The 20,310-nt window shown below is 58.6% G+C and carries 18 protein-coding genes and 5 pseudogenes; 11 read left to right on the plus strand and 12 right to left on the minus strand.

Features of this window, described 5'->3' with window-relative positions; all coding sequences use genetic code 11:
* Nucleotides 1-300 (minus strand): IS66-like element accessory protein TnpA (gene tnpA / locus NKJ55_RS33070; protein WP_352453553.1); only part of this gene is annotated, 300 nt, incomplete at its 3' end.
* 136 nt (nt 301-436) lie between these two features.
* Here tnpA and NKJ55_RS33075 point away from each other — a divergent pair.
* Nucleotides 437-753: pseudogene (locus NKJ55_RS33075) on the plus strand (integrase core domain-containing protein); the annotation flags it as partial.
* Between the two features lie 188 nt (nt 754-941).
* On the opposite strand, the gene NKJ55_RS33080 reads toward NKJ55_RS33075, so the two are convergent.
* Nucleotides 942-2,204 (minus strand): hypothetical protein, encoded by a 1,263-nt coding sequence (locus NKJ55_RS33080; RefSeq protein WP_352453554.1) that lies wholly within the window; start codon nt 2,202-2,204, stop codon nt 942-944.
* Nucleotides 2,205-2,610: 406 nt separating this feature from the next.
* Between NKJ55_RS33080 and NKJ55_RS35725 the strand changes: the two are divergent.
* Together NKJ55_RS35725 and NKJ55_RS35730 are read left to right on the plus strand one after the other, a co-directional pair.
* Nucleotides 2,611-2,670: pseudogene (locus NKJ55_RS35725) on the plus strand (DUF736 domain-containing protein); the annotation flags it as partial.
* 86 nt (nt 2,671-2,756) lie between these two features.
* A pseudogene (locus tag NKJ55_RS35730) lies at nt 2,757-2,813 on the plus strand (DUF736 domain-containing protein); the annotation flags it as partial.
* A 151-nt stretch (nt 2,814-2,964) separates the two neighbouring features.
* On the opposite strand, the gene NKJ55_RS33090 reads toward NKJ55_RS35730, so the two are convergent.
* The 4 genes from NKJ55_RS33090 to NKJ55_RS33105 all read right to left on the minus strand — a co-directional run bounded on the left by NKJ55_RS33090 (nt 2,965) and on the right by NKJ55_RS33105 (nt 4,781).
* Nucleotides 2,965-3,177, minus strand: a complete 213-nt coding sequence (locus NKJ55_RS33090; RefSeq protein WP_352453555.1) for a DUF982 domain-containing protein — start codon at nt 3,175-3,177, stop codon at nt 2,965-2,967.
* A gap of 245 nt (nt 3,178-3,422) precedes the next feature.
* Nucleotides 3,423-3,677, minus strand: a complete 255-nt coding sequence (locus tag NKJ55_RS33095; RefSeq protein WP_352453556.1) for a DUF982 domain-containing protein — start codon at nt 3,675-3,677, stop codon at nt 3,423-3,425.
* A gap of 379 nt (nt 3,678-4,056) precedes the next feature.
* Nucleotides 4,057-4,275: a hypothetical protein gene (locus NKJ55_RS33100; protein WP_352453557.1), complete on the minus strand. Its 219-nt coding sequence runs from the start codon at nt 4,273-4,275 to the stop codon at nt 4,057-4,059.
* A 275-nt stretch (nt 4,276-4,550) separates the two neighbouring features.
* Entirely contained in the window at nt 4,551-4,781 is a 231-nt protein-coding gene (locus NKJ55_RS33105) for a hypothetical protein (protein WP_023680941.1), read from the minus strand.
* Nucleotides 4,782-5,260: 479 nt separating this feature from the next.
* Between NKJ55_RS33105 and NKJ55_RS35735 the strand changes: the two are divergent.
* Nucleotides 5,261-6,290 (plus strand): annotated as a pseudogene (locus tag NKJ55_RS35735) (glycogen debranching N-terminal domain-containing protein); the annotation flags it as partial.
* A gap of 672 nt (nt 6,291-6,962) precedes the next feature.
* On the opposite strand, the gene NKJ55_RS33115 reads toward NKJ55_RS35735, so the two are convergent.
* The 4 genes from NKJ55_RS33115 to NKJ55_RS33130 form a co-directional block, all read right to left on the minus strand.
* On the minus strand, nt 6,963-7,247 hold the full coding sequence (locus tag NKJ55_RS33115) for a PilZ domain-containing protein (RefSeq protein WP_023680838.1): 285 nt from the start codon (nt 7,245-7,247) through the stop codon (nt 6,963-6,965).
* 293 nt (nt 7,248-7,540) lie between these two features.
* Nucleotides 7,541-7,945: a TadE/TadG family type IV pilus assembly protein gene (locus NKJ55_RS33120; protein ID WP_352453559.1), complete on the minus strand. Its 405-nt coding sequence runs from the start codon at nt 7,943-7,945 to the stop codon at nt 7,541-7,543.
* 3 nt (nt 7,946-7,948) lie between these two features.
* A complete protein-coding gene (locus NKJ55_RS33125) occupies nt 7,949-8,359 on the minus strand; it encodes a TadE/TadG family type IV pilus assembly protein (RefSeq protein ID WP_352453560.1) in 411 nt (136 codons plus the stop codon).
* Between the two features lie 5 nt (nt 8,360-8,364).
* On the minus strand, nt 8,365-9,687 hold the full coding sequence (locus NKJ55_RS33130; protein ID WP_352453561.1) for a pilus assembly protein TadG-related protein: 1,323 nt from the start codon (nt 9,685-9,687) through the stop codon (nt 8,365-8,367).
* A 596-nt stretch (nt 9,688-10,283) separates the two neighbouring features.
* Here NKJ55_RS33130 and NKJ55_RS33135 point away from each other — a divergent pair.
* From NKJ55_RS33135 to NKJ55_RS33165, 7 genes are read left to right on the plus strand one after another with little or no spacing between them, the layout of a single operon-like run.
* On the plus strand, nt 10,284-11,942 hold the full coding sequence (locus NKJ55_RS33135; RefSeq protein WP_352453562.1) for a methyl-accepting chemotaxis protein: 1,659 nt from the start codon (nt 10,284-10,286) through the stop codon (nt 11,940-11,942).
* A 7-nt stretch (nt 11,943-11,949) separates the two neighbouring features.
* Entirely contained in the window at nt 11,950-12,414 is a 465-nt protein-coding gene (locus tag NKJ55_RS33140) for a chemotaxis protein CheW (protein WP_352453563.1), read from the plus strand.
* Complete coding sequence (locus NKJ55_RS33145; protein WP_352453564.1) at nt 12,411-13,664, plus strand: CheR family methyltransferase; 1,254 nt, start codon at nt 12,411-12,413, stop codon at nt 13,662-13,664. The genes NKJ55_RS33140 and NKJ55_RS33145 overlap by 4 nt, the downstream gene beginning before the upstream one ends.
* A complete protein-coding gene (locus tag NKJ55_RS33150) occupies nt 13,661-14,380 on the plus strand; it encodes a chemotaxis protein CheW (RefSeq protein ID WP_352453565.1) in 720 nt (239 codons plus the stop codon). The genes NKJ55_RS33145 and NKJ55_RS33150 overlap by 4 nt, the downstream gene beginning before the upstream one ends.
* Complete coding sequence (locus NKJ55_RS33155; RefSeq protein WP_352453566.1) at nt 14,377-16,671, plus strand: hybrid sensor histidine kinase/response regulator; 2,295 nt, start codon at nt 14,377-14,379, stop codon at nt 16,669-16,671. The genes NKJ55_RS33150 and NKJ55_RS33155 overlap by 4 nt, the downstream gene beginning before the upstream one ends.
* Before the next feature lie 22 nt (nt 16,672-16,693).
* Nucleotides 16,694-17,716 (plus strand): chemotaxis response regulator protein-glutamate methylesterase, encoded by a 1,023-nt coding sequence (locus NKJ55_RS33160; protein ID WP_352453567.1) that lies wholly within the window; start codon nt 16,694-16,696, stop codon nt 17,714-17,716.
* Nucleotides 17,717-17,727: 11 nt separating this feature from the next.
* A complete protein-coding gene (locus NKJ55_RS33165) occupies nt 17,728-18,723 on the plus strand; it encodes a diguanylate cyclase (protein ID WP_352453568.1) in 996 nt (331 codons plus the stop codon).
* Between the two features lie 844 nt (nt 18,724-19,567).
* Here the strand turns inward: NKJ55_RS33165 and NKJ55_RS33170 are convergent.
* Together NKJ55_RS33170 and NKJ55_RS33175 are read right to left on the minus strand one after the other, a co-directional pair.
* Nucleotides 19,568-19,777: a hypothetical protein gene (locus NKJ55_RS33170; protein ID WP_352453569.1), complete on the minus strand. Its 210-nt coding sequence runs from the start codon at nt 19,775-19,777 to the stop codon at nt 19,568-19,570.
* A gap of 60 nt (nt 19,778-19,837) precedes the next feature.
* Nucleotides 19,838-20,310, minus strand: a pseudogene (locus tag NKJ55_RS33175) (hypothetical protein); the annotation flags it as partial.

Here is a 20,310-nt window from a genome sequence, read left to right on the forward strand (position 1 = left end):
TGTCGGCGGCGTGGTCAGCGGAATCCGCAGCCGCACCTTGCCGGCGATCTCCAGCTCGATCACCGCTGGTGGCGCCGCCGGCACCTCATCGGGAACCACGACAACTTCGGCAAAGCCCGTCTCGCGGGCTCTCAGCGTGCGGCGCCACTTATAGATCAGGCTGGTCGCGACATCGTACTGACGCGCCACCGCCGCCACTGTGGCCCCGGGCGCGAATGCCGCGGCCAGTATCCGGCACTGATCCTCTTCACGCCAACGCCGCCGCCGCTCCGGCCCGGTCAATAACGTCACATGGCTCATGCTGTGCTGCTAACTACGCTCGTAAGGACGACCTTATGAGCGCAGACTCGCTACCGGGCCATGCTCGCGCAAGGCGGCCCTCGCCGGAGGCGTACAGGAGGCCATCGCAAGCGGCGAGCGCTTCTGGGCCCAAGCGTTCGAATACGCTTGCGCCACGAACGACGTCGAGCACCGGACGACCAAGGCAAGACATCCGTGGACCAACGGCCAGGTCGAGAGGATGAACAGGACTATCAAGGATGCAACCGTCAGACGCTTCTACTCTTCTACTATGAGAGCCACGGCCAGCTCCGCCAGCACCTTGCCGACTTCATCTCGGCCTACAATTTCGGCCGCAGGCTCAAGACCCTCAAAGGCCTCACACCCTATGAGTTCATCTGTAAGGTTTGGCCCGCACAGCCCGAACGCTTCAAATTTAATCCGCTCCAGCAAATGCCGGGACTAAACATCTAGCGATCTGACTTTTCCTATCGTCCAGAGACGATGCAGCCGTCGCCATCCGATCGTTTCGGATGGCGGCCGGCGGAGCACAGCGCTTGGCTGCCCGAGATTGTGGATCGACGTACTCACACCAGGCCGGGTGCCGCCAGCTTAATGACAGCTTGTCCTGTTGTCGCCAACGCGACTCTACTTACTGCAAGCTATCCACTTCCCTTGCGACTCTGACTTCTTAGCTCCTGAGGTTCTTTAAATATTCGAAGCTTGAGGTCAGTCCTTGGCGGTGCCATCTTGTCCTTGCCAGTTAACCAATTCTCGGGATAGTCGTAACAGGTCTTATCCTGTCCCGGCGGCGGGTCAAGACGACCGGCAAGACACTCCCACCGATCGTGGTAGTTCTTAAGATCCAGACGGTATGCTTGGTAACATGGCGTATCGCTTGCTGTTGCAGGGTCGAAGAGAGAGCCACCGTCCATCACTCTAACGAACTGTTTCATACCGCCGTGAACCGCCGCCGTTCCGAAACCGTCGTCTCCTCCTCCTAAGTAGACTTTATCAAGCCCCTTAACATCCTGGAATATCATGAAATTCAGGTCGCTTCGTCCATTTTTTGTAAGAACGATTTGGCGCGAGTCGGGCGTAACGCCAGAAGATTGATGATCCTCACCAACGAAGACAGCAGCGTGTATCTCTCCGCCATACACATTGTCTTTTTCATTATAGATCGGATCCTCCACATAGTACCGAACGATATCTCCGAACTTGGGATCCGCCACAGCTGTGAATTGCTTCATGTGGCAGCGAAACTCTGACGGCCCCATAAAGCGCGGCTTATCCCACGGTCCGCTGCTCAACTTCTTAGAATTTGCATATCTAGATCTGTTATCAGCGATCGCCGATATTGAGTTATACCAGCAGTTGGGACCGTAGGCACTCCCACCCAAGCCCCCTCGCAGATACTCTGGACTTCCAAATGTTGCGAACATTGTTGCCGACGAGGGGGACAGAAAGTCGAGTGGGGAGATAGAAGTCCGGTCCGTCTCGGAGAACAGGGGTGGGTAACTTCGATTGGAATGTCCCCAGGAATAGAAAAGTATCTCCTGCACAACTTCGAACTGTATCTCTGATGGATAACTGTCCCACTTCTCCGATGAAATCGTAATAGAATAACTCGTCAGGCCGTTCTCTTCGCTCTTGAAAGGCTGAAATACTTCCGACTTACACCTCGATATGTCATCAATACAAAGGTCTGCTGTGTATCTGTCGTACACCCCTTCTCGAATTCTCTTTATCGCCTCCCTACCCGCGCGCCCCTCGTCGTACAGCTGCGAGTGACGCAGAAGTTCGGATTGCAGTTGGAGTGAGGCTCCGGGCGTGCCCATTCCGTCACTTACTGCAGAAGACGCAGCTATCAAATAAACGACCGCTCCAATGTATACTACTGATCGCGTCCGTTTCTTTAACATGTCAAAGCTCCCCGGCGGGATGGTGAATGCAAACCGACATCAAGAGTGCAGTAGCAATGGCTTCGGAAGCTAAGATAACCGATGGTTCTCTATCTGGATAGGGAAATGTTATCGTATTACGCCATTGGAGAGTTTTGCGAGACGTGATGCGCTGTGTGGAGTGGATGCATAACGTTCGTTCAAAAATAGGACCTATATACGAATGTGACCCAGCGTTTGACAGCATGCAATTTCACGGTCAGAAATTCGGGGCGGGTTCTAGGCGATGCCCCGCGCCGTTCCCTCCCTTGGCGGGTGACAATCCCTTTGCGAAGAAAGAGGCTCGGATGATCCCGGCGAAGCGGATCGCCGCGAGCCATGACGGCTCGCATCAACCCTCACGAACGCTCATGAAAGGAGCAACGCAATGGCCCAGATCGGAACCTTCACCCGCAACGATGATGGCTTCTTCGGCAACATCTCGACGCTGACGGTCGACGCGAAGCTTGCTATCCTGCCGGCCGAGAAATCGGTACTGAAAACGCGCCAGACCATCGCGTCCTATGCGAAGGCATGGAGATCGGCGCGGCTTGGGAACGCACCGGCGAGAAGGCCGGTGCCTACCGCTCCGTCTCCATCGACGATCTGTCCTTCACGCTACCGATCCGCGCCAATCTGTTCCAGTCCGAATGGAGCAAGCTTTGCCGCCAAGGGGGTTCTGCCCGATGGCGGCGACCAAGCTCGTGCATACCTCGATCACCACACCAAGACCCTGTACCTCCTACTCAGGGGAGAGATACACGTTGGCCTCCTTGGCAGCCGCCTCAAAGGCTCCACGCACCTCTTGGGGGGAGGCGCTGCCCTCGAACGCATCGACGCAGGATTGGACCGCCTTGGTCCACTTCGGGCCCTTTGTGTCCCACCCCATGAGTTCCTCGGCGGCTCCCTCGACGTGGCTGACCCCATTGCGAATGCCCGGACGTTTCGTCTTCACGTAGACCGGGAGCGAACCAGAGAGGACCCATAAGGGGGAACTTAGAGCGCCAAGAGCCCGCTGACCAACCCCGCTTTAGCCGCAGCTAAGGAACGATGTAGGCCCTCGCGGGTTTAGAGCTTGCAGCGGTCGATTCTTGGATGTGCAGCCGCTGTGGAGGTCCGTCGCCTTTCTCACGGGCGGCGGGCTCCTTTCGCGAGGGCGGTGTTGGTCAGAGGCACCTAGAACCTTTACCGCAACTCAAGTTAGCTACTTGTCATTGGGGGGAGTAATGTCCCCTCCTCTTTTGCAGCAGCCAGGAATGCCTTGCGGGCCTCCTCGGGTTCCATCTCATCGAAAATCACGGCCATGCAAACGCGCACCGCGAGATCCCAGCAAGGGCCACGCTTGGTCCACTTCATCAGCTCCTCGCCGGCTGTCTCGGCGTTGTTGACGTTGCGAATGAACCCGGGACGCTCGGTCTTGACGGGGACCGGAGGGTTGAACCAGTGGCGAGCCATGAAGGGGCCTTAGGGCGGCTAGCGGGTTTCCTCTCTATAAACCGGCTCAGCGACGAGGACGGCTAACCATTTGTTAGGGATGGTCTGAGTCCGTGACGGGTGTTTCCAAACGTTCATCGACGTTTGTCCGAGCGGTCGGTACGAAGCCGGTATGCATCATCTTCCGGTGGGTGTCGCCCTAGTCATTTCGCTTGTAGTCGGTCTAGCCATTGCGGCGATCGCCTCAAAGGACCATTCGGAAATCTGCGGCATCCGATGCTTATTCGTCCTCGGCGAGAGCGTTAATGTGAGGGCTGTCACGCCAAGGCCGGAATGTCGAGAATGAATGGCAGCACACGGTCGCCATTGCCAGGTCACGACAAGCGAAGTTGGCTGACAGCTACTCCTGGGCGTCGAAAGCCACGCAGAGGCCCAGGGCAGTTGCTGCCTCGACGATTGCCTCGGTTAGTTCTTCGTCGGAGGCCACCAAATAAGGCGCAGTCTCCCGAGCTTCGCGTAGTGCCGCTTTGATCGAGACCGTGTCGCGACGGTCCGCCCTGTTGAGGAGTACAGTAATTGCTTGTTCTAGAAACGGACCGACCCTTCGCGCGACGCTCATCCAGCCCTCCCCAGGGACACGCCGAAGGGTGACTCTACTCCCTACCTGAGCGGCATCAAGGCCATGTACGAATTGTACAAATTGGTACGGCGCTGGGCCGCGGAGGTCAGGAATGTTTGTAGAATTTCTGTGGTGGGGATCGGACACCGGCTCGCGAAGACCCCCATGCTCCTCCTCGATCCTATTGACGCGCCTCGAGCCGCCTTTCTCCCACAATCCCAGGTCGGTCTGTCCTGACGTACACCGCAGGGGAGGACCAATGGGTTGCCATGAGGCTATTCGCGAAGGTCGAACGCGACGAACATGCCAAAGGTTGGGGCAAGATCGACAATAAGCTCCACCAGCTCGCAGTCACTTTCCGCCAGATGCGGGCCGTCTCGGCGCACCGCTGCGATAGTCTCTTTGACGGAGATGATGATTTGGCCGCGCCGGGCTCGTAAAATCAGCTCTTCAACAAGCTCATTGGCAGTCACTTTGATGGGTCGGCAGTTCGTCCAAACGTTCATACTAGGCCTCCCACCTCAGCGAGAACCCACGCGGAACATTCATGACCCTCTGTCGGGAAAAATCAAGGGAATGTTTGTAGGAAATTTCCAAGAGGGGATTAGAGAACAAGCACGCAGCGAGCCTCTGTACTCTTCCGCTTTGACGCTCACCCAGCCGGCTAGGGACCTTCTTCCGTCGGGGCCTGTTTGGCCCGATCAATAGCCGCAAGTAATGACTGGAGGGTTGGCGGCAGTTCTGGTTCGACCCCCAGATTTAAGAACGTTTGTACGTGATGCCGATAGCCTTCGGAACGGATCAGTTTCCGAAACGCTTCGGAGACAGACTGATGGTCTGCTTTGTTGCTGGTTGTCATGTTCGGGAAGTCCGTCCCAATCAGCCGCAACTCGCCCGCAACGAATGGGTTCCATCAGGAGGTCGGAATATTTGGTAGAAATTTCTGAGCGGAGATCGGATAACTGGCTCGCGCGAGGACCCCCCGTTGCTCGAGCGCATAACCTTCACCAACTACTTCGCGCGCGAGATTGCGTTGCCGGTCCGTGTCGACTTCGATGCCGATTTCCGAGACATGTTCGCGGTGCGCGGCACCACGCGTAGCCGTCGCGGTCGTGCCCATGACGCGCTGATTGGTGAGGCAAGCGTCACATTTCGGTACGAAGGGCTCGATAATGTGGCGCGCCAGTCGGGCATTGCGTTTTCCGTGAAGCCGGATCAGGTGCATTCCAGTTACGCCGAGTTCCGCATTGTCGTGCCGAGCCGTGACCGCAGGATCCTCCATCTGGATGGTCGGTCACGGCGAAGAGATTCCGTCCAGTGACCGGTTTCGTGCCGCCGCTGCGCGAGCGCGATGTGCGATTCGCTCAAAGCGCCGGCAAGGCGCCACCGTTTTCAGTTCCGGACGCGTGTTCAATGACTGGCTGGCCCGCATACGTGCCGACATCGCGCTCCTGACAACCGACCTCGAGACGGGACCATACCCGTATGCCGGCATTCCATGGTTCTCAACCGCCTTTGGTCGCGACGGAGTCATTTCCGCCTTGCAGATGCTCTGGCTCAATCCCGAGCTTGCGCGTGGCGTGCTGGCGTTTCACGCCCGCTACCAATCGGACCGAGACTTCCGTCTTCGGAGACGCGGAGCCAGGCAAGATCATGCACGAAACGCGCAAGGGCGAGATGGCCGTGCTTCGCGAGTTGCCGTTCGGCCGTTACTATGATGGCGTCGACACCACTCCGCTGTACATCTATCTGGCTTCGTCCTACGCGGACAGGACCGGAGATGAGGACTTTGTCGATCGCATTTGGGAATCACTGGGTGCTGCCACGGCTTCGATGGAAGAGGTCGGAGCCCGCAACGGGGAGGGGTCGTTACCTACAGCAGGGCAGCGGATACGGGCCTCTTCAATCAGGGCTGGAAGGACAGTGCCGATGCGATCTTCCATACCGACGGCACTGTTCCCAAGGGACCGATCGCCTTAGTCGAGCTGCAAGGTTACGTCTTCGCAGCATACCAACCGCGCTGAACGCTCGCACCTACCAAGCCGGACAGCGCTACTGGTCGCTTCATGTTGCACAGGAGCGGAAGAAGCTCGAACGCCGAGGCTTTACCCCAAGCCAGATCGACGCCGACCCCCACGTCTTCCTTCTGTTGGCGCCGCGCGCGCGATGGCATTTCGAGGCAGTGGAGCGCATGCCCGATGACAGGTTCCTCGCGAGCACCAGGCCGCGCACCATGAGCCGCGCTCGCCGTCTATCGACCGGTTGCCGCCGTGCTTGAGCGCGAGCGGTGGCGCCGGGTGGCCTGAAGGTCGCGACGAATGAAACGCCTGCCCAGTTCAACCCGCGCGACGTCCTTCAAAGCTGGGGGGATCCCGCAGGCGTGATGAATGCGAGCAGTTCCACAGAGCAGACCGACCCCACCAGCGCCGCATCCTCGCGACGACTCGGACCGTCTCGAAATGCACGAGCACTGTTTAAACCATCAGGACGGTGGAGAGGGCGAGAGCAGTAGCTATTCTGAAATCTCCAACGATGGTCGGCAAACCGATAATGGAAGCGAGCAGTCAGTCGGCGCCAGAATGGTTGTCGGCCACCTAAGTCGAAGAATTCTGGAGGAGGAACAAGGCGTCCAAAGGACGGGGGTCATCACCGCCCAGCATACGGCTACGAGGTGTGGTTCAGGGGATTTAGCCGTAGTGCCAGTGCGGCTTTGGCTCGGTGCCGGTGAACATGACGCCGATGCGGTCTTCGCGACGCCAACGAACCACCGCCTTGTAGGCGATGCCGTCGGTCGGCACATAGAGCAGGAATTCGTCGGGGACGCGAGCGTCGATCGAGGCCTTCAGTTCGGCGCCGCCGGCATGCATGTTGCGCACCGTGCACGTGACCTCGGAATGGGTCATGCCGGTCAGGATTGTTGCGCCCTTGAAGACGCGCTGCCTGCGTTGGCGCCTCTGTTCGTCTTCAGCCATTTCGCCTAATTCCCGGCGTCTGTCGCTTCGTGTAGCTTTTGGTCTGCCAGATAATTGAGCTTGGCTGATGAACATAGCGTTATCGTCAGAGGCGGCGTGACATGCGGGATCGGTTGTGGAAGTACGTTTCAGGAGCATGCCGGCCTCCTACCAAAGGGCTTGCCAAGGCCGCCGGCGACCCCAATGGGTCAAGCCGGGGACCAAAGCCCGCGTGAAGCACCTTGCGGCAAGGAAGAGCTTCGCTGCAGGTTTTTTGATGGAGAACTAGCTGCGGCGTCCGACTAGAATGAACCTTATGTTCCAATCAAAGGAACCGTGACGGTTGTCGCATAATTAATCGGATACCGGTCGAAATACGGGAATTCGATCACGAACGCATATTTGGCGGTCAGATGTGCCATGCGAAAGCCGCCGCTGGGGGCGTCGATTGCTATTGTTATATCGACATCGCTTAATCCCAAACTCAGCAATTTTGCCGTGGCTATCGCTTTTATCTCGGCTTCGGTCAGCGAGTTCTTCATTTGCAGCGCACGTGAGGACGTTTCCAGCGTGTAGCGAACACTTGACATGGCATTCAGAGCCCAGCCGAATGCGAAGATGCCGATCAAAAGCATTATCAGAAAAGGCGCGATCAGCGCGAACTCCAGTGCGGCTCCGCCTGATGCCCCACGTATGAAGGCTCTCCCTTTAGCGAACACGAATCACCTGTTGGTGGCTGAGCTCGCGCGAGAGGGAAAACTCGCCAACCAGGTGGTTGTCGCCTGTATTACAACGAAAACCGCGGGAGCTTTCAAACTGTCGCACAGGACAGATGGATCGACCACGGTGATCCCGCACATATATTTCCGGCTCAGCGTCACCTGCGCGTCATCGGGATGATTATCCCAGCTCGAAAGGGCGACGGCTTGGGTAGCCGCGTCGTCGGCTGCGCCTTGCATCACGAAGTTCGCCGCCGTTTTGACGCCTGCACGCATCGACAGCGCGCTTGATACAAAAGACCAGCCGTTAATGACGCCAAGAAGTACCAGGCAAAGGATCGGCACAATCAGCGCAAACTCTACCGCAACAACACCCGAATCGCTCCGGAAGATCCGGGCTGATAACCGTTCCACGAAGATTACTCCACAAGCCGAACGGATTGCGTCGCCGGAATATTACGCATTCCGAGGCTCGTGCAATCCTGGCTGATGCTCGTGTTGCCGGACCACTGCAAGGTACCGGCGACGACCTGCGTGCAACCACCCTTGCCAGAAAAATTGCCGAGATAGTTGACGTCCTGGGTTGGAAAATACAGAGCGCCGGTCAAAAGCGAATCCGCCGTGCCGTTGAACGTGTTCGATCCCGTCAGGTTACCTCTGTCGCCGTAAAACAGGACACCGGAATACGTGCCCGACGTGGGTGCACTAAGTTTGACGGTGGCGTTGCCGTTCATGGTGACGCCGGAGCTGCCGGCCAGATAGATGATGACTCCGGTGCCGGAAACATTGGCGTTCGCGTTCGCTTTGAAATCACCGCCTTGAATGACGTACACGCCGGGCGCGAGCGCAACATTGCCGCTCAAGCTCAGCCCGCTGCAGTATGTCCCGGGGTTCAGGGTCGACAATTTCGAGTTTTGACAGGGGGTTGTGGCTGGTGGCGCCGGCAGGTCGCCAAAGGGATCACCAGCGGGTAAGGCCTGGGTTATCGGGCTGGCGCAAACAGTCGTCACAGGGTTGTTCAACGAAACACCGCCGGCCGATATCAGGCAGTCGGCCTGAAGGTTTGCCGATCCCTGAAGCTTGATCGCATCGGCGGCAATGGAATTGGACATCACGGAGCAGCCCGTCATTTTTATGGTCGAACTGCCGGAAAACAGCGCCGCTCTCGGGGCGGAACGATTGAGCGACAAAGCGCAGGCCTTTGAGGCGTCAGTGATAAAAGCCACCGCTCTTGCCCGTGCGCCGATCGCGTTTTGCGTGAATATCGATGTGAAAAACCGATCGAGGGTCTGATGAACGATGACCTCGACGGCCTTTTTCGCGACATTCGGACCGGAGGACGGGGGCGTGAAGATTTCGATTGTGCCTGTTGACGGGTCCCAGCCGTTCGTCGTCGCTGACAGTGTCGCGGCGGCGACTATCGTTGGCTTGTCAGATCCCGAAACCTTTTCCAAAGCGCCAGCATAGGCTGCCGCATCCGCCACCGCCTGTAATTTCAGGCTGCTAAAATACCAGTAGGAGGTCTCGATACCGAGACCCGCTGCGCCGACGACAATCGGCAAAGATAGGGCAAAAATAGTAGCAACGTTGCCGCTCGTCCCGACGCCTCGTCGCAAACACCGAACCAACCGCCTCGATATAATGCGCCCCATTTCCATGGGGTATTTAACGAAAAGATGGATGAAGGAATGGCTAAGAATTTCGCTCCATTTGATATATCCGCTCCTTGGCGCGGCCGGCACAAGCTCCCGCGGCCGCACTCGGCGAGCACGCTGCTGGTCGCTGGCCCTATCTTCAACCGGCGGCGCCAGTCGCGTATCGGGTTAGCGTTTCCAGTCTCAATGATTGACTTTGCGAGTGTTTCGCCCTCGTGGGTAGGCTAACGGCCATAGCCGCGGGCAAAGCGTGCACGGCAAGCAGGCCTCACCTGCACGCGCTCCACTTTGACAAGCCTAGGCGCCAATTGCACGGCGCTTCCAGGAGTTCCACCTGGAGCTATGTGCGCTCTCGCGCGAAACAGCGCGCCCCCTTGCCAGGCCTTCGAAGCAATCCGTCGCTGAGAACACGCGCGACTCACGAGCGTTTCAATGGAGGGAGTTGCTTGCCACGCTCGATGTTGGAGATACTTTCCAGTTGCGGCCGATGCGATCGGCCATTGGTTTGGACGCGTACATGCCGTTCGCAGGCGGCTTGTGGGCGCGACGTGAACGGAAAAGAAACGTTTCCAACATTAGATTCCGCGATTCGAATGAATCTCGCCTGTTCGGCATAGTCGCAACGCGGTGCTGGGCTAGTCGTGCCAACAAATCAATTAGCGCCCCTGGCGGAACTGAGCCCGATGAACAGCTTGACGATACGCCGCCGCATACTCGCCAGTTTCGCGGCCGTTCTGGTTGTCATGTCGGTTATGGCCATCATTACATACGTTTGGTTTCTCCAGACGGAGCAAGAAGCGACCAGCGTGGAAAAGGAAACTCTTCCGGACCTCTATCACAGCACCCAGATCATGATGGGACAGATGGATGCCCATAGTCTTCTCCAGGAATATGCTCTTCAGGACAATCCTGCCGACAAGCGGGCTTTCGAGGCTACCATCAAGGCGAACCGCGACGCCCTGCAACGGTCGATGGACGAGTATGAAGAGACCATTGAGTCCGATTTGGACAAGCAGAACTACGCTGTCGTCAAGGACCTCGCCGATCAATTCCGCCAAGCCGAAGCCGCCGTACTGGATGCCAGTCGTGCCGCGTTGGCGAAGGGAGAGATCCCCAACGAGCGCCCGGCCATCAAGAACAATGTGGAGCCGATCTTTCGGAAATTGCAATCGGCTCTGCAAGCCATGGTCGAGGACCATAGAGGAGAGGCAAACAGCTCGACCCAAAAGATAGGTTCGATCGTCCGCACAGCGAAGTTGGGCCTGATTGCCGGGTTCCTCGTAGCACTCGGTTTGGCCCTTTTGTGCGGCTATCTTCTATTCCGTGCCGTTAGTGTCCCGCTTGGCCGATTGGTCGATCTCGTCCGTGTAATGCGCCTGGGCGACTTCAGCGGGCGCCTCGATTTGAAGCGCAAGGACGAGTTTGACACGCTGGCTGAGGGCTTCAACACCATGGCCGATGATCTCACCACGCTGATAGGCCAGGTTCAGAAATCCAGCATTCAAGTCAACACATCGATAACCGAGGTGGCCGCCACCTCAAAGGAACAGCAGGCAACCGCAAATGAGATCGCTGCCACTACGACCGAAATCCGAGCGACCGCGAAGGAAATCTCGGCAACCTCCAATGAGCTCGTACGAACGATGAGCGAAGTTTCTGCGGTCGCCGAGCAAACCGCCACGCTCGCCACCGGCGGACAAGCAGGGCTGGCACGCATGGAGGCAACCATGCAGCACGTCATGGAAGCCGCCACCGCGATTAATTCCAAACTTGCGATCCTGAGCGAGAAGGCCGGCAATATCAATCAGGTGGTGACCACGATCACCAAGGTTGCCGACCAGACCAACCTTCTTTCGCTAAACGCCGCAATCGAGGCTGAAAAGGCGGGTCAATATGGGCGAGGCTTTGCGGTCGTGGCAACGGAGATCCGGCGGCTTGCCGACCAAACCGCCGTCTCGACATACGACATCGAGCAGATGGTCAAGGAAATTCAATCCGCCGTCGCAGCCGGCGTCATGGGCATGGACAAATTCTCCGAGGAGGTCCGACGTGGCATGCAAGATGTGCAGCAGGTCGGCGGCCAACTCTACGAGATTATTCAGCAGGTCCAGGGCCTGGTACCACGCTTCGAAGTCGCCAATGAAGGAATGCAGGCCCAGGCAACGGGCGCAGCGCAGATCAGTGAGACGCTGATACAATTGAGCGAAGCCGCTCAGCAAACGGTTGAATCCCTCCAGCAATCCACGCTCGCGATCGACGAACTCAATCAGGTTTCGGGCGGGTTACGCAGCAGCATTTCCCGTTTCAAACTGCGGGCGCTGCGAGAGGTGCCTGCGAGCTAGGACGACAATGCTATTCCTCGGGTTCTGTATAGGTAGCGACCGGTATGTGCTGGACATGGAGCAGGTTGAAGAGGTCCTGCCTTACATCGGCGTGAGAACGCTGCCGGGCGCGCCGAACGGCGTAGTAGGACTAATCAACTGCCGGGGCTTACCCGTTCCCATGATCGATCTCAGCCTGCTTGCGCTTGGCCGCCCTTCGGCGCTGGTGCTGAGCACACGAATCGTTCTGATACGCTATCCAACCAAGGATGGTGAGAACCACCTGCTTGCGCTTGTTGCTGAACGAGCGACCGATATGCTCAAGCGGGATCCTTCTGACTTCGCGCCGTCCGGGATGGAGGCGGGAACTCCGCCCTACTTGGGCCCCGTGGCGTCCGACGATAGAGGACTTGTCCAGTGGGTCAGGGCCGAAGCGCTGCTATCGGACGACATTCGCGAAACGCTGTTCCGTCAGGTAGCGATGAGTTCATGATGTTTGGTGCGGTCGAACAGCTACTGAGGGAAAAGATTGGACTGGACAGCGGCACTGTCGGTCTGTCGGTGATCCGTCACGCGCTCCGCGAGCGGATGTCAGCCTGCCAGATCAGTGAGCTTCAAGATTATTGGCAATTGCTGGCTGGCTCCCCATCCGAGCTCCAGGAACTGATCAACGCCGTTGTCGTACCGGAGACATGGTTCTTCCGAGATCGTGAAGCTTTCACTGCAATGACGCGTCATGCACGGGCGCGCATGCGGCCGGGTCAACCCATAATGCTCTTGAGCCTACCATGTTCGACAGGCGAAGAGCCCTATTCGATGGCGATGGCCATGTTCGATGCCGGTTTCGGAGCACAGGATTTCAAGATTGACGCAGTCGACGTGAGCACGGCTAACCTTGCGGCCGCCGAGCGCGCGGTCTACGGGCGCAACTCATTTCGCGGCGATTTTCTCGAATTCAGAGGACGCTATCTCGAAGCGGCCGAAGGCGGACTACGGCCTGAGGTGCGGGTCCTGAAGCAAGTCCGGTTCAGGCTTGGCAACCTGTTTGATCCTGCGGCCTCGTATGGGCCGGCACCGTACGACATTATTTTTTGCCGCAACCTGCTGATCTATTTCAACCGAAACCTGCAAGACCGCGCGCTGGTTTGTCTGAAGACCCTCCTCGCGCCAGATGGCCTGCTGCTCGTCGGTCCAGCGGAATCAGGCCTTCCGATTCTGCACGGCTTTGCTTCAGCGCGATTACCCATGGCATTTGCGTTCACGAACGTGGAGCCGGCTAAGGCGCCCCGGACGGTTGCCCCCTCCAAGTCGCGCTTCGGTCCGGCCACCCCTGCTCCTATCTCTGACGTCAGCAAAGTGCTGAGCCCGATCCGGCCGACCTCCAGTAATGCAGCGAAAGTGGAGCGCTCCGTCCACCCGTCCGAGCGGGCGGCCCAAAGCCTCGCTTCTGTAGAACGCACCGCCAATGCCGGACGAGTTGCGGAAGCAAAGGAACTCGCGCTGACGCATCTCGGGGAATACGGTCCCTCGCCGGAAATTTTCTATCTGCTCGGGCTAGCTCAGGATGCAGAAGATGCGCGTTCCGAGGCGATCCAGAACTATCGCAAGGCCCTCTATCTCGAACCCCGCCATCAAGAAGCCCTCGCGCATCTTGCGCTGCTGCTTCGCAAGCAGGGTGACATCGCCGGTGCCGAGGCACTCACCGGGCGGCTCGGTCGGATTGGGAAAAGGAGCGGCACTTGACGTCAGCTGAGCCCGGTAGCGCATCATCGGTGCTGGACATCGCCATCGGCGACTGCTGGCGGCAAATAGGCGTTCGTGGTGACAGATCGTGCCCTGAACTGGAGCAGCATCTCCACTGCCGGAACTGCCCGACCTATAAGGAAATCGCACGGAACCTCCTGAACCGTCCGCTGCCGCCCGGCTATCGGGACGAGTGGGCCCGACATTTTGCCCAGGCAAGGACCGATGAAGCAGTCGGGAATGCCGAGGGCAGTGCATTTCAGACGGTCGTTGTCTTTCGTCTCGGCGAGGAATGGCTGGCGCTTCCGGTTGGCTGCTTCCAAGAAGTGGCCGAGCTGCGTAGCATTCATTCGCTGCCACACCGCAGGAACAGTGCGGTTCTCGGCATCGTCAATGTTCGAGGCGAATTGCTGGTTTGCGTTTCGTTGGCCAAACTGCTCGGAGTAGACGACCGCAAAACGCGGGTACAGGACACGCGGACCAAGGCATTTCCGCGTCTTATCGTCGTCGGCAACAGCGACAAGCGCGTTGCTTTTGCTGTGGACGAAATGCACGGCATTTATCGATTCAAACAGAGCGACCAGCTTGCCGTGCCTGCTACCGTTGGCAAGGCGTCCTCGACCATGACGGCAGCCATGGTCTCGTGGCGAAGGGGCGCGGTCGGTTGTCTGGACGAGGCGCTGCTGCTGGCCATGCTCGATCGAGCTATCGCATGAGCGGCGCAGACTACAGCCAATTTTCGATGCTCGACCTCTTTCGGGCCGAATTGGAGACGCAGTCGCAGGCCCTGACCTCCGGTCTGCTAGCGCTCGAACGCGATCCCGTGTCCGCCCAGAGTCTCGACTCTTGCATGCGGGCTGCCCATTCGCTGAAGGGGGCGGCCCGGATCGTCGATCTGACGCCGGCGGTGGAAGTTGCGCACGCGATGGAAGAGTGCCTGGTCGCCGCACAGCGGGGGCGTCTCAGCCTGACTCGCGAGCACATCGATACACTTTTGAAAGGCGTCGATCTCCTCGGATCCATAGCGAGTGAGCCTGCCTCGGCCGATGAGAGCGCCAAACTGGAAATAGCCGGTTTTCTGCTGGCGCTTGAGCAGGCATCCTCCCCATCGACAGCCAAGGTGCTTACAGTATCAGAGACGGAGCTCGCCGGCTCAAATGCTGCCCCGCAGGAGGCGCCGTGGGCCTCTTCGGCGAAGGAAACGAGCGTCCTCGCTCGATCGGAACCACTTTTTCAACCTTATGGCGGCGTCGGTTCCGACCGTATGGTGCGGGTGACGGCCGATAGTCTAAACCGCTTACTAGGGCTTGCCGGTGAGTCCCTGATGGAGGCTCGTCGCCTCAGGCCGTTTACGGGCGGCCTACTTCGACTGAAACGGATTCAGTCGGATCTGGCCATTGCCTTCGACGTGCTAGGCGACGCACTGGCCGAGATTCCTAAGGACGATCGGGCGGTGCAAGCACTGGCAGAGGCGCTGCAAAAACTTCGGCTGAGCCAGACGTTCCTCGCAGAGCGCCTTGACGAATTGGACTCGATTGACCGCAGAGCCACTGACCTTGCGAATCGACTCTATGACGAAACGCTGGCGAGTCGCATGCGCCCGTTCGAGGATGGCGTCCGGCACTATTCGAGGACGGTGCGCGACCTTGGCCGAACCTTGGGGAAGAACGTGCGGTTAGACATCGTCGGGGGCTCAACTGGCATCGATCGCGACATCCTGGACCAACTCGAGGCACCACTCGGCCATCTCCTCCGCAATGCTGTCGACCATGGGCTCGAAACGACCGACGAACGTATAGCAGCCGGCAAATCTGAAGAAGGTGTCATCAGGCTCGAAGCACGGCACAATGCGGGCCTGCTGCAGATAATCGTCGCGGACGACGGAAGGGGAATCGATCTGAACAAGCTGCGCGAGACGATCGTGGCGCGCGGCCTGACGACAGAGGAGACCGTCGGCAGACTTGCCGAAGCGGAATTGCTCGAATTTCTGTTTCTGCCAGGCTTTTCGATGAAAGCGACGGTTAGCAACATCTCCGGACGCGGCGTGGGGCTCGATGCCGTACAGGCGATGGCCAAGCAGGTCCGAGGCCTCGCAACCGTCTCCTCAGAGTTCGGCTTCGGAACCCGATTTCACCTACAGCTGCCGTTGACCTTGTCGGTGCTCCGCACGCTGCTCGTCGACATTGACGGGGAGCCATACGCCTTCCCGCTCGCAGGCATCGCCAGCACGATAAAGTTGCCGCGCACGCGCATCGAACTGCTCGAAGGCCGGCCGCATTTCCGCTTCGAGGATCGACAGATCGGACTAGTCACCGCGCACGAGGTTCTTGACCGCGCTGAGCCGCAAGCAGACGCCGATGAACTTTCAGTCGTTCTGATTAATGGTGATCACGGTGAAACCCACGGGTTGATTGTCGATCGCTTCCTGGGCGAGCGCGAGTTGGTGGTCCGGCCGCTAGATCCTCGCTTTGCCAAGGTCAAGGACATCAGCGCGGCGGCGTTGATGGAAGATGGTTCGCCCGTGCTTATCGTTGATGTCGACGATCTGATCCGATCAGTAGACAAGCTCGCGTCGTCCGGCGGATTACGCACCTTGCGGCGTGGTACTACCAGCCCCGATCAGAGGAGGCGCAAGCGCGTTCTGGTGGTCGACGATTCTTTGACGATACGTGAGCTCGAACGCAAGCTGCTGGACAATCACGGCTATGAGGTCGAGGTGGCGATTGATGGTATGGATGGATGGAACGCCCTACGGTCTGAATCATTCGATCTTGTTATCACCGATGTTGATATGCCGCGCATGGACGGCATCGAACTGGTGACCTTGATGAAGAAGGACAGCCGGCTCGGGAACACTCCGATCATGATCGTGTCGTACAAAGATCGCGAAGACGATCGCAGGCGAGGTCTTGACGCCGGCGCGGACTACTACCTGACTAAAGGGAGTTTCCACGACGAGACACTGCTCCATGCAGTCGTCGACCTGATCGGCCAGGCGACAGAATGAGGCGCAGCGTGTGTATCCATCAATGAGGATCGCTATCGTCAACGATATGCCTCTTGCGGTCGAGCTTCTGCGGCGATTGGTTATATCAACCCCGGAACATCAGGTGGCCTGGATCGCCGTTAACGGGCGTGAGGCAGTAGAGGCCTGCCAACGAGACCTCCCGGACCTGATCCTCATGGACCTGGTGATGCCGGAAATGGATGGCGTCGAGGCTACGCGCAGGATCATGGCGAAGACGCCATGCCTGATTCTGCTGGTCACGGCGAGCATTGAGGCCAACATTCCTGGTGTCTATGAAGCAATGGGGTATGGTGCGCTTGACGCGGTCGACATCCCCTCGATCGGCTCTGACGGCCCGGGGTCCGGACGGTCCGCACAGCTTATTATCAAGAAGATAACGACGATCAGCAAACTCGTACGTGACGCGCCGTCTTCAAATTGGGGCACACGGACATTGCCCCCGTCTGTGTCATCGGCACAGCACCTTATTGCCATCGGCGCGTCTGCGGGCGGGCCCGCAGCTGTTGCCGCGATCCTCGGCGCATTTCCGAGCAATTTCACGGCCGCAATAGTTCTCGTACAGCATCTCGATGCGCAGTTCGTACCCGGTCTTGCAAACTGGCTCGGCCAGCATGCGGCACTTCCAATCCGTCCGGCACGCGAAGGAGATGAGCCCGAGGCCGGCACCGTTCTAATTGCGGCCACGGCTGATCATCTCGTCTTCAAGTCAGCCCACAAGCTCGGCTATACCCCGAAGCCGCACGACAACGTCTACCGTCCCTCCGTAGATGTATTCCTTGAGAGCGCCGCGCAGTGGTGGCCGGGTGTCGTGATCGGTGTCTTGCTCACGGGCATGGGTAGAGATGGTGCCCAAGGGCTCAAGCTGCTACGCGACAAAGGGCATTTGACAATCGCTCAAGACAGCGCGTCGAGTGCGGTCTATGGGATGCCCAAAGCCGCCGCTGCCATCGGTGCCGCTGTCGAGATCCTACCGCTTGACTCAATCGCCCCGCGCCTAATCGAGGCGTGCGGCCCATCTTGCTGAAAGGTTATTCTATGACGGGCAAATCCAATCTCGTCTCACCCCTGGCAGACAATTACTCGTCAATGGTTCTGCTGGTGGACGACCAGATAATGATCTGTGAAGCGGTCCGGCGCGCGCTCGCAAACCAGCCGGACATAGATTTCCACTTCTGCACCGATCCGCTCAAAGCGACTACAGTTGCCGACGAAGTGAAGCCAACGGTCATCCTGCAGGATCTTGTCATGCCGGGCGTTGATGGGCTGGACTTGGTACGGCAATACCGAAAGAATTCCTCGACGCATTCTGTCCCCGTCATCGTGCTGTCAAGTAAAGAAGATCCGGCCATCAAGGGCGAGGCATTCGAGGCCGGAGCGAACGACTATTTGGTCAAACTGCCGGACCGTATCGAGTTGGTCGCTCGCGTCCGTTATCACTCCCGGGCCTATCTTGACCACGTTCAGCGAGAGGAGGCATACAGGGCCCTGCGAGAAAGCCAGCGGCAATTAATGCGCGCGAATCTCGAGCTGGAACGTCTCACACGGATTGACGGTCTCACAGGTCTGGGAAACCGGCGCTACTTCGATGAATATCTCGCGGCGGAATGGAAGCGCGCGGTCCGCACGAAGAGCCCGCTGTCGTTGTTTATGATCGATGCCGATCACTTCAAGCGCTACAACGACACCTATGGCCACATGGCAGGCGACGAGGTGCTGAAGCAGGTCGCCAATGTAATCCAAAGCAGTTGCAACCGCTCGACCGATCTCGCGGCGCGCTACGGCGGCGAAGAGTTCGTCGTGGTGGTGGTCGATATTTTGCAGGCGCAGTCGGGCGCTATGGCCGAGCGGCTCGTGCAGAGCGTGCGAGCCTTGAGCATTCCACACGGTTCTGAGCGGGTGACAATCAGCGTCGGTGTTGCAACCATGGTGCCTGATGAGAACCACACGCCAAATGACCTCATCAAGGCGGCCGATCTGGCGCTCTTCCGCGCCAAGTCGGAAGGACGGGACCGTGTCGTGTATTACGACTAAAGGTAAGGGTGCTTTACGGACGGGCTTACAGCTCGTGCAGTTTAAAGGCTTGGTGATCGCCGAACGGGACCCCTCGATTGTCAACCGGGCAAGCGAAACAGTTCAAAGTCAGTTCCATTTCTGGATAACTGCTGTTCCGCGGACCGGAACCTCAAACACGAGTTCGTTTTCGACGGCTACGCCTCCGACGCTTATGCGCCTGGTCCAGTCTAATCTAGGACATCCCTCGCCCCTTTTGGCGCGAAATAGACTTGCGCAACGCGCCCGCCCGGATACGCCCACCGATCTCCTTGCGTGAAGGTGATCCTCACGTCAGGGTATCGGACGCCGCAGCCGATGCGGGAGGCTGGTGCGATGGAGGACCACTGCTGGCGAAACCTTACGATCACACGCTGCTTGTCAATTGATCAACCGCCTGCTCAGCACGCGGGAGCGTCTTCGAGATAGGGGAGCCGCTTGAGAGCAGTGACTAACGAGCCGGAGGAGTGTGCCCGGCACGAGTAGGGGGTCGGGCGGAGCATCGTGCCGGGCCTGGGCAATCCCCAGCAAGCGTCGGCTCCATGCGCCTATCTCAAAAGGTGACCGTCACAACGACAATATCCGTATAGGTGCCGGACGGCGGCGTCGACCATCCGCACCGCTATTTGAGACTGTAGTGCACCCTGCCAGAGATATGCTCGATATCAAAGGCCCGATGGCCAATGCGTTGCTTGCGAATGATCGCTGAATGCCAACCTGATTCTGTTTCATACCCGTCACCTCAACTGACAATAGTGCAGGCTAGATGGGGATACGGCGCGAAACAAGGGAGCGCCTCTTCTTTGGTTCGGCCGATCGCTTCTAGTCAGAAGCCGCGGGCCAGCCGCATCGCCTGCAAAGCCAAATCGTACGTGATAGGCTGATCGCGCAGCCATGGTCCGAACTCGCCATGCGGCACCGACGCCTTGACCGCGAGCATCCTCTTGCCGAGCGCGATAATGTCTTCGCGCCGGCGCTGACGCTTGGTGAAGCCCTGCCGGCCCTTTTCAGCCTCACTGGCATCAGCCTTGGCCATCCGGGATCGAATCGTCTCCTTTGCCGTTAGCGAGCTCTCCCTGAGACACCGGAGGTGCACTTAAAGGATACCAGCTAGCGCATGCCCCTGATGAACGCGGCCGCGCAGCTCATTGACAATCGCTATGTATGCGCCGAGCGGGATCGCGTCGAAAACCTCGAGCACGGCGGCCATGCCCTGCTCCACCAGGTCCGGACAGGCCAGCAGCAAGTCAGAGACGGCCATCAGGCTGCTTTCTTCGATGAGCGCGTGATTGCCGCGGCCCTCAGCCAGGACACACAGGACCAACCGTGCATGCTCAGCGCCATGATTGTCGATCAGCCGGCGCATGGAGCCGACGGCGCGCGTCTGGCCTTCCTTTGGATAGCGGCCCTTGGGGACGATCTCTACGTGGAATTCGCCACAGAGCGCGTCAACTCGCGGGTCGACGTAGAGTGCAGATCCGCGGCTCCAGCCTTCTCGCGCAAGCATTCGGCGTCTCCGCATGATCGACGCACGATGTTTGCACAAATGTAATGGCCGCTGCAAGAGTG

Origin of the sequence: Mesorhizobium sp. M0106 (genome assembly GCF_040322715.1) — a bacterium.
Classification (GTDB): domain Bacteria; phylum Pseudomonadota; class Alphaproteobacteria; order Rhizobiales; family Rhizobiaceae; genus Mesorhizobium.

Coding starts and splice junctions, on each gene's coding strand:
- NKJ55_RS33095 (WP_352453556.1), bottom strand. CDS start 3,677: ATGGCTCGCCACTGGTTCAACCCTCCGGTCCCCGTCAAGACCGAGCGT.
- NKJ55_RS33165 (WP_352453568.1), top strand. CDS start 17,728: ATGACGGGCAAATCCAATCTCGTCTCACCCCTGGCAGACAATTACTCG.
- NKJ55_RS33080 (WP_352453554.1), bottom strand. CDS start 2,204: ATGTTAAAGAAACGGACGCGATCAGTAGTATACATTGGAGCGGTCGTT.
- NKJ55_RS33155 (WP_352453566.1), top strand. CDS start 14,377: ATGAGCGGCGCAGACTACAGCCAATTTTCGATGCTCGACCTCTTTCGG.
- NKJ55_RS33170 (WP_352453569.1), bottom strand. CDS start 19,777: ATGGCCAAGGCTGATGCCAGTGAGGCTGAAAAGGGCCGGCAGGGCTTC.
- NKJ55_RS33135 (WP_352453562.1), top strand. CDS start 10,284: ATGAACAGCTTGACGATACGCCGCCGCATACTCGCCAGTTTCGCGGCC.
- NKJ55_RS33105 (WP_023680941.1), bottom strand. CDS start 4,781: ATGAACGTTTGGACGAACTGCCGACCCATCAAAGTGACTGCCAATGAG.
- NKJ55_RS33145 (WP_352453564.1), top strand. CDS start 12,411: ATGATGTTTGGTGCGGTCGAACAGCTACTGAGGGAAAAGATTGGACTG.
- NKJ55_RS33160 (WP_352453567.1), top strand. CDS start 16,694: ATGAGGATCGCTATCGTCAACGATATGCCTCTTGCGGTCGAGCTTCTG.
- NKJ55_RS33115 (WP_023680838.1), bottom strand. CDS start 7,247: ATGGCTGAAGACGAACAGAGGCGCCAACGCAGGCAGCGCGTCTTCAAG.
- NKJ55_RS33100 (WP_352453557.1), bottom strand. CDS start 4,275: ATGAGCGTCGCGCGAAGGGTCGGTCCGTTTCTAGAACAAGCAATTACT.
- NKJ55_RS33140 (WP_352453563.1), top strand. CDS start 11,950: ATGCTATTCCTCGGGTTCTGTATAGGTAGCGACCGGTATGTGCTGGAC.